Raw genomic sequence first — 12966 nt, forward strand, 5'->3', positions numbered from 1 at the left:
GCGCGTGGCCTTGGTCTACGGAATCCGTTGCTGCCGCTGGCTTTTGGTGGCGTGATCGGTTCATTTCACACTGCCGGCCCGGCAGGCTCCTCCGGCAGTGACGCCGCACGTTGTTTGCTGAGGGCGTAGAAGGCCCACGGCAACGCTATCGGATGCATCACATTGTGACTCGTCACCGGCGCTCTGACGTGCAGCGACGCCCGGTCCGGGACTTTGCGCAAACTCTGGTCGGATTCTTAGCTTTTGCGCGGGTGGAATCCGCGAAACCGCCGATGTGGCGCACGAGCGATACTGAACACGATGACTGACCGCGACGACTACCGATACCGGCAGGGCCCGCCCCCGCCGGGGTACGGCGGCCCGCCCACAGAGCGGCTTCCCCGCATCGAGGTCCCGACGCCGCCGATGCCCCAGACGCCATATCCCCCACCACCCCCTTCCACTCCCGCGCGCCAGGTCAAGCCCAAGCCGACGCGGGGTTGGCGTCGCGGTGTGCACGCCGCGACGTTCGGGCTGGTGAATCCCGGTCCCTCGCGGGAGGACAAACGGCAGGCGGCGATGGAGGCCATGGTGGCTGCCCCGCTGCGGGGGCATTACAAGATCGGCGTGCTGGGCAAGGGCGGAGTCGGCAAGACGACGGTGTCCGCCAGCGTCGGGTGCGTGCTGGCCGAGTTGCGTCGCGGTGACCGCGTGGTGGCAGTGGACGCCGATACCGCGTTCGGCCGGCTGGGCAGCCGGATCGATCCGCGCGCCGACGGTTCGTACTGGGAGCTGGCCAAGAACAAGAACCTGCAGTCCTTCGCCGAGGTGCTCACCCGAATGGGCAGCAACTCGTCGGGATTGTTCGTGTTGGCCGGGGAGAACGGCAGCCGCCGAGGAATTCTCGACCCGGCGATCTACCGCGAGGCCACCATGCGCCTGGACCGGCACTTCACCATCTCGATCGTGGACTGTGGTTCGACGATGGACGCCCCGGTCACTCAAGAGGCGATGCGGGACATGGACGCGCTGATCGTGGTGTCCTCGCCGTGGCCCGATGGCGCTTCCGCTGCCGCCCAGACAATGGAATGGCTTGCCGCTCATGGCAAGACCGGATTGATGCAGCGGTCGGTGATCGTGCTCAACGACTCCGACGGCCATTCCGACAAGAAGACCCGCGGGATCCTGGCCGACCAGTTTCGTTCTCGGCGGCAGGCGGTGGTCGAGGTGCCGTTCGATCCAGGCCTGCGCCCGGGTGGGGTCATCAACAACACGAGTGAGATGTCTCTGCCGACCCGGCGCGCATTCGTTGAAGTGGCAGCGGTCATTTCGCAGTTCTTCGCGACCATCCCGGCCCGTGGCCCGTACGCCCGCTAGCCTCGGCGGATACGAGATCCAATCGGTGCTGGGCACCGGTGGGACGGGCACGGTCTACCTGGCGCACAACTCCTCCGGGCTGGTCGCACTGAAGGTCTTCGATTCCGGTTTGGCCCCGCCGTACGACCTCAACCATCCCAATATCGTGCCGGTATACGAGCACGGCCTGCTGCCGGACGGAACCCGTTGGCTGACAATGCAATACATGTCCGGAGGTGACGCCGACAGCGAGTTGCGGGCAGGCCGGATGCCGCCCGCGCGGGCGGTGCACATCGTCGGGCAAGTCGCGTGCGCCTTGGATCACGCCCACGATCGGGGCGTGGTGCACGGTGATGTCAAACCGTCCAACTTCCTGCTGTCCGACGACGGCAGGGCGCTGCTGGCTGACTTTGCGGTAAGCCCGATCGTTCGCGCCGCAATGGTACTGACGTCGGCGGCTTACGCATCGCCGGAGGTGTTGCGCGGCAAGGACCTCGACGCACGCTCCGATGTGTACTCACTGGGCTGTTCGCTGTTCCGGCTGCTGACCGGAAAGCCACCGTTCTTCGACGGGGGGTCGAAGGACGAGGTGGTGCAGGCACACCTGTACCGTGCCGCGCCTGAACCCACCCGATTCGCGCCGTGGCTAACCGTGGCAATGGACGACATTATCGCCAAGGCCATGGCGAAAGATCCCGATGAGCGCTTTCAAAGTGCGCGAGCGTTGGCGGCGGCGACCGCCGCCGCGTTGCACCGCGGCGACTGATCGGATGTGGAACAGCTCGGCGGTCGGCGGCGAACCAGCTGAACCGCAACGGTCATCGCGTCCTCCCGAGGATCTCGGAGAGCACGGCGGTGAGCTGGCCCTCGCGCGTAGAGTACGGAAGCTTCTCGGCGCGCCAGGCGACGAAGTCGTCGGGGCGCACCAACAATGCTCCGTCCGGCGTGAGTCCGGTGGCGGCAGACCAGGACCCATCGATATCTCGCTCAGTTCCGATGCGCTGGACACTGATTGGCAACCCCAAGGACTTCGACGCACTTTTCGCGGCGTCCGACCACATCGCATCGTGGTCTCCGGTAACCAAGGTGAAGCCGTGACCGAGTAAATCGAGTGTAGAGACCCGCTTCCCGCTCTCGATGACCCAAGCGTGCGGGACCCGGGTACCTGGCTGTCCGCACAATTCCTTCACCAGCGACACCGCGTCAGTATCTTTCGGAGCAGGTTCGTTGGAAACCACTGCGGCCGAGCGGTACTGATAGCCGATCAGCAAGGCGAACATCGACACCTCTTCGCCCGGTTGCAACCGCGGCCGGCTGTCATCCAGTCGCAGAAAGCTCAGCGCCGGCCCCGTGAGCGATTGCCGGGCATTGAGGCGCCCGACCGGATGTCGCTCATCGTGGTAGGTGGTCAGCAAGGCCGGGGCGGCGGTCCCGTTCAGGACTGCGGCCAGCTTCCAGGCCAGGTTGTGTGCACTCTGGATGGCGGTATTGGCGCCGCCGGCCTTGAACGGAGGCATGGTGTGGGCCGCGTCGCCAACGAGAAACACCCGGCCGCTTTGAAATTGGTCGGCTACCAGCTCGTAGGGTTGCCACGGCGCAACGTCAACGACGTCCACGTCGATCGGCTCGCCAATCGCGTTGATCAGGAGCTCGCGACAATGCTGAGGGGTGAACTGATCGGCGTTTTCCCCCCGAGCTGGGAAGTACGTGGTGATGAACATGCCGAAGTCGCCACGTACCGGGAGAAAGATTCCCGATACGTTGGGGTTGCTGACTTGGATGCCGGCGCCGACGTCCAGCTCTGGAACGAATTTTCGCCACGGCGCCCGAAAATAGATGAACACGACGTAGATCGGCAATGCTCCGTAGCCGGAGGTGGTGACCCCAGTCGCGGCGCGGATCGTGCTGTGCACCCCGTCGGCGGCAACAAGGTAGTCGGCGCGCAGTGTCTCCGTTGCGCCCGACAATCGGTCGCGTATCACCGCCGTGATGCCGCTGGGGTCATGCTCGAACGATGCCAACTCCGCGTTGTAGCGCACCGGGCTACCGTTCCGGCGGATATGCGCCAGCAGGATCGGTTCGAATGCGCTTTGCGGACAATATTGCCCACCCGGCTCGGGGCTCAGATCTTTGAACGGCGCGAAGATCGCATTGGCGTCGAATACCTGACGCAGTTCGGCGCTGTTCAGCGTCTGCTTGGCGAGCATGTCCGAGACGCCGGGTGCGATCGCATGAACTTCGTCGGCCAGTCCCAGACCGCGCAGGATCTCGAGGCTGCGAAAGCTCAGGTTGCGCGCTCTCGGGTAAATGAAGACCTCATTGCGCTTCTCGACCAGCAACGAGCGAACACCGTGTTGGGCTAGCAACGCAGAGGTCGCCAACCCGGCGGCACCACCGCCGACGATCAGGACCGGAACATGCTCGACGGCCATCGTCCTCCCATCTAGGCGGAACTGATCAGTTCCGCCTAAATGTCAGAGTCCCACCGCGAGATGGAAAACGCAACAACTAAGGCGCCGGCGCTCCGGCAAGCGGCAAGATCACGTCCTCGAGCACACGCCGGACATAGACGCGGTCGACCGGCCGCCCCGTGATCACCCGCAAGACATTGAGCCCCAACGCAACATCCGGTATCAAGCTCAGGTCCCGCCCGGCCGGTATCTCGCCGCGTGCAACCGCATGGTCGAGCACCGCTCGGACCACCTGGCGCGGGGTGGACAACACAAGATCGTCCAGCGCGGCCGCCAGAACAGAATTGTGCATGGCAGAGGTTGCCACCCCGACCACGACACGGATCATCTGCGAGTCGGCGTCATCGATGTTCGGTGTGGCGGCAACCAGCGCATCTATGTCACCACGAAGGCTGCCTGTGTTGGGGGGCTCAACGGGTCCCAGCCGCCGTCGCCAGTGGGCGATCGCATCGGCAACCACCAGGGCCTTCGATGGCCAACGACGGTATATCGCCGCCTTACCGACGCCGGCGCGCGAGGCGACGACGTCCATGCTCAACTGGTCGTAACCCACTTCGGCAACCAGCGCCAGCGTCGCGTCGAGGATGGCGGCGTCCAACGATCGGTCCAGGCGCCCAGGCCTTCGCGCACGGCTTTTCGCGCTACCGGGCTGGCCGCTTTCGAGTTCCATGGTCGTCCCTGACGATACGCGCTAGTTCCGTTGGATAATACCGAGGGCCGCAGTCGCCCTAGCGTTACGCTCGGCGGCGGCCAACTTCAAAGCTGCACCGGCACATTCTTTTCCGCACAGGCATCGGCAACCGCCGCGATGAGGTCCTGCGTCCGTAGCGTCTCGAGATCCTCGACCGTCACCGAGCCGCGGCTGGTGCGGTTCTGCGCGGCGACCCGCGAGTCGCGCAGGCGCTCCGCGCGTTCGACGACGTTGCGGGCGAACCGGCCGTTCTGCATGACGTCGATACCGTGGGTGCCGTCCGGGGCGAGGTAGGCCCGCAACTTGCGGCAGGCCGCGTTCAATGCATCCTGCGCGGCGGGTTCGATCACCGTGGCGCGCGGTCCGCCGTAGCGGATGGCGATCTCCACCAACTCATCGGGACTGTACGACTCGAACCGGAGCTTACGGTTGAACCGTCCCGCCAAACCTGGGTTCACGGTGAGGAATTCGTCGACTTCCTTCTCGTAACCGGCACCGATGAAGCAGAAGTCGAATCGGTGCACCTCCAAGGCGACCAGCAACTGGTTCACCGCCTCCATACCGATCATGTCCGGACGACCGTCGTGATGGCGCTCGACCAGGGAATAGAACTCATCCATGAACAGGATCCGGCCCAACGAACGCCTGATCAGCTCATTGGTTTTCGGCCCCGACGACCCGATGTGCTCACCGCAGAAGTCTGCGCGTTTGACCTCGATTATCTCCGGATGCCGGACGATCCCCAACCCCGCGTAGATCTTGCCCAATGCTTCGGCCGTCGTCGTCTTACCGGTACCCGGCGGGCCCACCAGCAGCATGTGGTTGGTCTGGTTGGTCACCGGTAGACCGTGGGCCAGCCGCAGCTCGCGCACCTCGATCTGGTCTTCGAGTTCGGCGACGGCCCGTTTGACGTCGGCCAGACCCACCTGATTGTTCAGCAGCGCACGGCCCTCGGCCAGCAGCTCGGCTCGCCGTTCGGCGTTCTCTTCCTCAGCCCGCTCGTTCTCGGACTGCTCGGTGCTGACGTCCCACTTGTTGGTGCGGCTGTTGATCGTGTCCTCGTCGGTCACCACGAGCTGTAACCGCTGATCGGCCAGCGCCTGCTTGGCCGGCTCGATCAGCACACCGTTGATCGTGGCCTTGGACAACCAGATCTGCGCCTTGTCCTCTTCGCCCAGCTGACGGTGCGCCATCCCTCGCACATACGCCAGATCAGCTGCAATCAAAGGGAATTCGAGTGGATCGATTGCGGTTACGGCAGTGTCGAGGAGGCTATGCCTGCGGGCTTCGGTCCCGCGCTCGGAGCGCAGGTCCACCCGGTCGGCCCAATCCAGGGCCACCCGGCCCTGCCCAAGATGCGCGGCGGCATGCGCGGCCAGCGCGTTGGTGGCCGCTGTCACCGCCGACATGATGATGGCCTGTGGTGGCAGCACCCGCGCTGCCTCCGCAATCACGTCCGGCCAGCGCTGCGTGGCGAACATCAGATACGCCCGCACGTACTGCTGCCACTGGTGGTTCTCCCACGTGTCCAGCAGCGCCGAATCCTCAAGCACCGCTTCGGCTTTTTCGAACTGCTTATCGTCGACCAGTGCGCTGGCCAGCGCCAGCCCGGCATGCGAGGACTCGGTGACGGTGATCGACAGGTACGGGCCCGCCTTGATCGGTGCACCCAGCCGCACACCGAGCCGATTGGACTCGCGGTGCAGCCGTGAACCATAGGCGTACAGCTGCTGGAGGGTGTCCAGTGCGTCGTCACCCGCCGAGATGCGGCCCAACCACGCGTCGGCCATCGACGGGTCGATGCCGGTGGCATCCCGGAAATGCCGCAACGCGGTGGCCGGGTCGGTTTCCAGCACGGCCATGGCCTGGTCGAACTGGCGCCTGGCCGCCGCGGTGTCGGTACTACTGGTCATGACTAGTCCGCCAGTTCCAGCTCTTCCGAGCGCAGACTGGTTGGTTCTGTTGACACGTAACGGTTCTCGGCACGGAACAGTTCGACCTCCACCATGTACACCTGTCCGGCGGCGTTCACCTCGACGGTAGCAGGACCGATCTGGGTGATCACCACGTCGGCCGTCCCGCGCTGCGCCTCCCCGGGCCGGCCCACCGAGATCACCGTATTGGGGCGCGGTGCCGGCGAGACGGTTCCGTCGACCACGCTGACAGTGGTTCCCGACGCCGGCCGCGGCTGATCCGACACGGCGATGTGCGGCATTCGGACACTTTCCCAGCGCTGCAGGTCGCGGGTGTGCACGGTGATCCGGTCACCTGCTCCTGCCGTACGGATGATGATGCGTTTGGCGATGGGATCCTCGGCCGCGATGTGGACGCGGCTGAACTCGCCCGGATCGCCGAGCGGCAGCAGAAGCCGATCACCGGCGTTGACCTTGCCCAGCAGCACCCCGGACGGACCGATCGGCACATCCAGTGTCGCCGGGGCTCGGCCACGGGAAAGGCCGTGCAATTCCGGTCTCGGTCCGCAGAGATTCGCGGCGACCGCGCTGGCCTGCTCGCCCGGCAGGGTCTTGAGCCTGACGCTCGGCGGGGCCGTCGGCGGCTGCGCACTGCGGACGGTGATGGTCGCGGTCGCCGTTCCGTCCGGGAACAACGTGATGTTCTGGATGATCCCGTCGGCGCGCAGTGCCCACGCCTGTGAAAGCAGTTCGGCGGTGATGTCGCGCGGCGGATAGGCGTAGGTGGTCAACCAGCCGGCGTCGCTGCGGGCGGTCTTCCACCTCTGGTTGTGCGACTCGAGCGCGGTGCGACCCAGTCGGCGTTCCAGCTCCACCATGTCGGTCGCGGTGGCGACCTTGGCGCGAATCCCGCTGCAGCGCAGGCTTGCCGCGATGCGCTGGGCGGCGGCCAGCGCCGCGGTCCCCACGGTCGCGCGCCGCCTTAAGGCGTCGGCGTTCGCCAGCGCCCGCAGCCGGATCACCAGCCAGGTCTCGCGTGCGCCGGCATAGGGCGGTGTGCCGATCAGGGTGTCGTAGACCCGCGGATAATCGCCGGTGCTGCGGCGCCGGGAGCCCGCGGTAACCACGGACAGCGACTCGATGGTCAGCCCGAGACTCTGATGCATCGCCGGCAACAACTCGCTCACGTCGAGGGTGTTGCGCGTCACGGCCGCGGCGGAACCAGTGAAAATTGTTGGGGTGTGCGCCTTTCCGATCAGCTGAACGGCGACGATAGCGACGCCGTCCTGATAGCGGACGCCACCTCCGGAGCGGTCGTTGGCCACCGTGACCGGCTCGCTCAGCCGTATCGGGCGGTTGCGCCGCAGATACAGGCCGGCCCACGACCACAGCGGTTGGCGCCGCCACGGGACCGCAAACAGGATCAGACCCAGGGCGAGTCCCACCCCCGCACCGATCGGGCCGTAAACGATCCACCCGATCAGCCCCAGCGCCAACACGGCGAGGATCACCGCGAGCTGGATGGTGTGCCGTTTCATCTTGCCCGCCTGGCCCGAGCGATGATGCTCGCCAACAACACCGCCCCGACAACGGCCCCGGCGAAGATCAGCGCCACGTTGCGGGCGCGATGATCAGGCGCGACCGGGGGTGGCGGCGGCGCCATCACCCGGGTCATCGAGCCGGGAGCCAGCCGGTCCCCGGGCGGAACGTTGAACGTCAGTGCCGCAACGGGATCGACGACGCCGTAGCCCACCTGGTTGTCCACCCCGCGGGGCGGATTGTGTGCCGTCTGCAGAATGCGGTGGATGATCTGGTTCGCGGTGAGTGTCGGGTACTTGGCCCGCACCAGCGCCGCGACACCGGACACGTACGCTGCCGAGAAGCTGGTGCCCCAGAACGGCATGTTCCGCTCGCCGGGACGCACCGGCGGGTAGGCGTTGACCGGTCCCCCGGTCTGCGGCGAGAGACCCATGACGCCGACGCCGGGCGCGGCCGCAGCCACCCACGGCCCGGCCAGACTCTTGTTGATCGGTGCGCCGGTGTTGTCGACGGCGCCGACCGAAAGCACGTAGTCGGAGAACCACGACGGCGAGGACACCGTCTTCACTTGATGCCAGTCGCGGGGGTCCGAGGTGTCCAGCGGGTCGAATGAGGGGTTCTGTGCGCAGCCGTCCTCACCCTCGTTTCCGGCAGCGGCGACGATCACCGCGTCCTTGATCGTCGCCGCGTACCAGACCGCGGCACCCAACGCGCGCTGATCCAACGGGTCGGCGGCCGAGACGCAGGACGTCACGCTGATGTTGATGACCTTGGCGCCCATGTTCGCGGCGTGCACGATCGCACTGGCCAGTGTGGCCACGGTGCCCGCCTTCTTGCGTGCCTCGTTGTCACCCGGGCCCGGGTTTTCCGGCTCGTACGCCCGCGACGACTGGCGGATCGAGATCACCACCGCGTGTGGAGCCACCCCGGCGACCCCGTCCGGGGCTCCCGGTGGGGGCGGCGGTACCTCAGGATCTTCCGGCCCGTTGGGATCCGGGTCGCCCGGACCTGCGGACGGCTCGTCCGGTGGCGGCGGCGGTGGTGGCGGCGGCGGGGGTGGGGCCGGCTTGGTCTCGGTGACCGTCACCGGGACGGGTGGGGGCGGCGGCGCGGGAGGGGCGGGCGGCGAGCCCGGTGGGGGTGGCGCGGCGATGACCGGCGGCGGGCCGGCGGGCGGCGGGAAGGCGGGCGCGGGCGGCATGGGAGCCGGCGGCGGGCCGCCCTGCAGCGTGGCCCCGATGAGCGAGGCGACGATCGTGCCGTGCGCATCGCAGTCCATCAGGCCGTCGCCGCCCATGATGTAGTCGCCGCCGGGCACCACCGGTAGCCGCGGGCTGGGGTTCACCCCGGTGTCGATGACCGCCACCGGGACACCGTTGCCCGTCGAGTACTGCCACGCCTTGACAATGTTGAGCATCGCCAGGTTCGGCGCGGGCAGCGCCACGTTGGGCTCGGCCACCGTGATCGTCCTGGCGCAGATGTTGCTCTGCCGCATCGGCTGATCCGGACGCGGCGGACCGTCGGGCGGAACCATCGACGGATCCACGGTTGGCGGCGGAATTGCTTGTGCTGCTGGAATATTGGCGATCAGACCGGTCAGCAGGATGACCATCGCCGTTGCGGCAAACCGCTGTCCGATCATCGCATCCTGACCCAGGTGAACAAACCGCCGATCCACGCGGCCAGCGGGAAGGCGGCCACGATCGCCGCCAGTTCCAACCACTCGGCGACCATACGCACCAACGGAGTGAACCGGGTGACCGGAACCAGCAGTGCGGCAGCCAAACCGGCGCCGGCGAAGATCGCCACGGCCAGCGCACCCCACAACAGTGCCGCACCGGAATCGGCCGGCTCGTGCAGCACGTAGCGGATGACCCCGACGCACAGCGCGGCCGCGGCGCCCAGCACCAGTGCCACGGCCTGACGCTTGTCGGCGAACGCCCGGCCACGGCTGATGAAGATGAGCACGAACAGTCCGGCCAGGACGGCGGCGGCAATGCTCTTGCCCTGCCCCGGCATGAGGGTTGCCCACACCGCCGCGGGCAGCGTGATCGCGGCGGCCACGCAGATGCCGGTCAGCACGCTGTTGGCTCGCCTCGCAGCCTCGGCGATGATCGCGCCCGTCGGCGTGGTGTCCGGGTTCGGTTCGTCTTCGGCCTCGTCGTCGACGGGTGAGACGGTGTCGACCGGCAGTCCGTCACTTCGGCGGAACAGGTCGCGCCCGGTGATGGAACCGAAGTGCGGCGGGCGAATTCGCGCCGTCCACAGCGCGAAGGTCGGCGCGAGCGTCAGCAGCAGGAGCAGGCCGATCAGCGCGCACATGCCCAGCCATTGAGCCGGGATCGGATTCCACATCCGTGCGAGACCCACCAGGGCGCCGATGCCGCACAGGGTTACCACCGTCGCGGCGACCGTGACGTGACGTCCGGTCATCGTGACCACGCCGACGGTGAGCACTGCGGCGGCCAGCGCGGCAATGAACACGTGCGCAGCCCCGACTCCGCCGGGGGCCGCAGCCGCAAAGCCGAACGCCAACAACGGAACAGCCAGCCACGCGAAACCGCTCAGCAGATCTGTGCGCTGCGGCCACCACCGCCACACCGAACCGGCGCCCACCGCGAGAAGCAGGCCGGTCACGCCGGTGACGATGGCCGGGATCGCCGAATCGGTGTGCAGCCGGGTATGGACGCCGAGCCCGAGTAGGGACAGCACCACCATCGCCAGGATCGCCATCGCGGTGTGCGCGGCGGTCTCGGCGGTCACCGGAGCGAACAGTCTCTTACCGACCCTGGCCAGACCGGTCGACAGCGATTCGTACTGCGGCTCGAAGGACTCGCCCTCCTGCGCCGGGACCAGGACCAGCGTGGCCCCGTCCTCGACACCGAGCTCGTCCAGCGTCTTGGTGACGTCGAGCCGAGTGCCGTTGGCCCGGTTCAGCTCGTACGCGATGCCGGGGTCCAGACCTGGCACGCCACGACGCTTGAGCTCTTCGTTGAGCAGCTCCACGACATTGTCGATGAAGACTTCGACCGGCACCGACGCCGGATAGACCTGGGAGACAAGGTGTTCGCCGCAGATCACCGCGACCGCGCAGCGAGCCGGAAACGAGACCTTCGCCATCAGCGCGGCCTATCGGCGTCCGGGATGTACTTGTCGGCCAGTGCGGCAGTGATCTCGAACAACCGCAGCCGAGTCTTCTTCTGCAGTTCGTGCTGGGCGTCGATGATGCCGCCCTTCGCCAGATGTGGGTCGTAGGGCATGAATTCGACCGATGCACCCGACTGACTGAACCGTTCGGTCAGATATTTCCGCGCGTCGGAGTCGTAGTTGTTGCGGCTGTCGTTGAGGATCACCATGCTGCGGCTTACCAGCTCGTGGTAGCCCAGCGAGCGCAACAGATCGATGGACCTTGTGACCGGCAGCGAGGTGTCGGCGGTGAGTCCGGACACGAACACCAGGGTGTCGCACGCGTCGAACACCGCCTTCATGACGGGGTGCTCGAGATCGTCGGCGGTGTCCACCAGAATCACGTTGTGGGTGCGACGCAGCCGCGACAGCACGCCGGTGAACATCGCGGGCACCAGCGGGCGGGGCTGGTCGGAGGCGCGGTTGCCCGCCAGCACGTCGAGTCCGATCTGGTTCTGCCCCAAGTGCTCCCGGATGTCGGCGTAACCCTGTACGTCGGTGTCGTTGAGCACGGCGGAGTAATCACCCGGCGGCGCCTCGTCGATCCGGCCGGCCAGCGTCCCGAAGCCGGGTGCGGCGTCGATGGCCACCACGTTCTCCGGACGACATTCCCGGAATACCGCGCCGACACTGGCGGTCATCGTCGTTTTTCCGACGCCACCCTTACCGGAGACGAAACCGATCACGTACTGCTTGCGGATGTGCCTGCGGATCCGTTCGCGCAGTTCGCGATAGTGCCGCTCGGCAGGTGACTCACCGAGGTTGATGGTTTTGAACGACGCGTTGTAGATGAACTTGCGCCACCCCGAGCCGGGGGGAATCTTGCGCGGCGCCACCATGTCCGAGATGCGCAGGGTGCCGGACACCGAGTCGGAGTGTCCGCGATGGTGTGCGCCGAAGCTTTCGCGGCCGACCGGATCGCGAGGGTCGGCGGAACGCGGCGGTTCGTTCCAGGGGTTGGTCACCTAGACAACCTTTCTGTGCGAGTACCACTCGTCTTCGGCGGGCAGTCGGCGAACCATCTTCAACACCGCGGACGCGATGTTGGCGGCTGACCCAGGCGAGATGATCATCCACGATTTTCCACCGCGCGTGACGTGTTCGGACACCAGCCTGCCCTGCGGGGTGTCCATGATGGTCACCGCCCCGGAGTCGATGTACGTGCGGGCTGGGCCACCGGAGATACCGGATTGCAGGGCCACTACCGAGGCTTGTGCCGACTGGTCGGTGTCGGCAGCCATGGTCAGCAGGGCGATCTGGTCGCTGTCGACTTTGCGGTCGAGCAGGAAGGCTCGCAGACTCACCCGATCATGCACGGCGGCAAGCAGTTCCGGGACATCGAAGGTCACTGGCCGCAGAGATGCGGCCTTCATCTGCCCGCACAGCCGTTCGATCTGGGAGTTGATCAGCATGCCGGCCGACTCTTCGGAACTGGCGGTGCCGACACCGGACAGCCGCACCAGGATCCCGTTACGTTCCAGCGCAACCCACCACTGGGCGAAGCGCGCCAGCAGGACTCGTTCTGATTCCACCCCGGGCGAGGGTGTCTGGGCATAGATCAGCAGGGCGACATCCCGGCGGGACAACACTGTCAGCCATTCCAGCACCGCCTCGTCGACCCGTCCCGCGTCGGTGATGACGCCGGCAGCGCGCAACTCGTCGGCAATGGGGTGCGCGAGGGCCATCTCAGCGGTCTCGACACTAGGCAGATGTGGCCGAAGGCCGAGCTCAGGCGCCACTACTTCGATGCCGGACAACACCTGCAGGACCCACAGGCCGTCCACCGTCGTCGTCAACATATGTTTCCCCGAATTAGATCCCGTACCAAGAC

At 66.6% G+C, this 12966-nt stretch carries 10 protein-coding genes; 2 read left to right on the forward strand and 8 right to left on the reverse strand.

Features of this window, described 5'->3' with window-relative positions; genetic code table 11:
• Window positions 1-300 precede the first annotated feature (300 nt).
• Both AB431_RS28345 and AB431_RS28350 read left to right on the forward strand, forming a co-directional pair.
• A complete protein-coding gene (locus AB431_RS28345) occupies window positions 301-1356 on the forward strand; it encodes a MinD/ParA family protein (RefSeq protein WP_047332753.1) in 1056 nt (351 codons plus the stop codon).
• Window positions 1337-2101, forward strand: coding sequence for a serine/threonine-protein kinase (locus AB431_RS28350; protein ID WP_052960419.1), 765 nt, complete (start codon window positions 1337-1339; stop codon window positions 2099-2101). Before AB431_RS28345 ends, AB431_RS28350 begins: the two co-directional genes overlap by 20 nt.
• 52 nt (window positions 2102-2153) lie before the next feature.
• Here AB431_RS28350 and AB431_RS28355 read toward each other — a convergent pair whose 3' ends face one another.
• The 8 genes from AB431_RS28355 to AB431_RS28390 form a co-directional block, all read right to left on the reverse strand.
• Window positions 2154-3767, reverse strand: coding sequence for an FAD-dependent monooxygenase (locus AB431_RS28355; RefSeq protein ID WP_047332754.1), 1614 nt, complete (start codon window positions 3765-3767; stop codon window positions 2154-2156).
• A 76-nt stretch (window positions 3768-3843) separates the two neighbouring features.
• Window positions 3844-4476, reverse strand: coding sequence for a TetR/AcrR family transcriptional regulator (locus tag AB431_RS28360; protein ID WP_047332755.1), 633 nt, complete (start codon window positions 4474-4476; stop codon window positions 3844-3846).
• An 86-nt stretch (window positions 4477-4562) separates the two neighbouring features.
• Complete coding sequence (eccA, locus tag AB431_RS28365) at window positions 4563-6410, reverse strand: type VII secretion AAA-ATPase EccA (protein WP_047332756.1); 1848 nt, start codon at window positions 6408-6410, stop codon at window positions 4563-4565.
• 2 nt (window positions 6411-6412) lie between these two features.
• On the reverse strand, window positions 6413-7948 hold the full coding sequence (gene eccE / locus AB431_RS28370; RefSeq protein WP_047332757.1) for a type VII secretion protein EccE: 1536 nt from the start codon (window positions 7946-7948) through the stop codon (window positions 6413-6415).
• Entirely contained in the window at window positions 7945-9591 is a 1647-nt protein-coding gene (mycP, locus tag AB431_RS28375; protein WP_047332758.1) for a type VII secretion-associated serine protease mycosin, read from the reverse strand. The genes eccE and mycP overlap by 4 nt, the downstream gene beginning before the upstream one ends.
• Window positions 9588-11069, reverse strand: coding sequence for a type VII secretion integral membrane protein EccD (eccD, locus tag AB431_RS28380; RefSeq protein WP_082135830.1), 1482 nt, complete (start codon window positions 11067-11069; stop codon window positions 9588-9590). The genes mycP and eccD overlap by 4 nt, the downstream gene beginning before the upstream one ends.
• Window positions 11069-12100 carry a MinD/ParA family protein gene (locus AB431_RS28385; protein ID WP_369802950.1) on the reverse strand — a complete coding sequence of 344 codons (1032 nt, stop codon included), beginning with the start codon at window positions 12098-12100 and terminating at the stop codon, window positions 11069-11071. The genes eccD and AB431_RS28385 overlap by 1 nt, the downstream gene beginning before the upstream one ends.
• A complete protein-coding gene (locus tag AB431_RS28390; protein WP_047332759.1) occupies window positions 12101-12934 on the reverse strand; it encodes an ESX secretion-associated protein EspG in 834 nt (277 codons plus the stop codon).
• Window positions 12935-12966 lie beyond the last annotated feature (32 nt).

It is taken from the genome of Mycobacterium sp. EPa45 (assembly GCF_001021385.1).
Lineage (GTDB): Bacteria > Actinomycetota > Actinomycetes > Mycobacteriales > Mycobacteriaceae > Mycobacterium.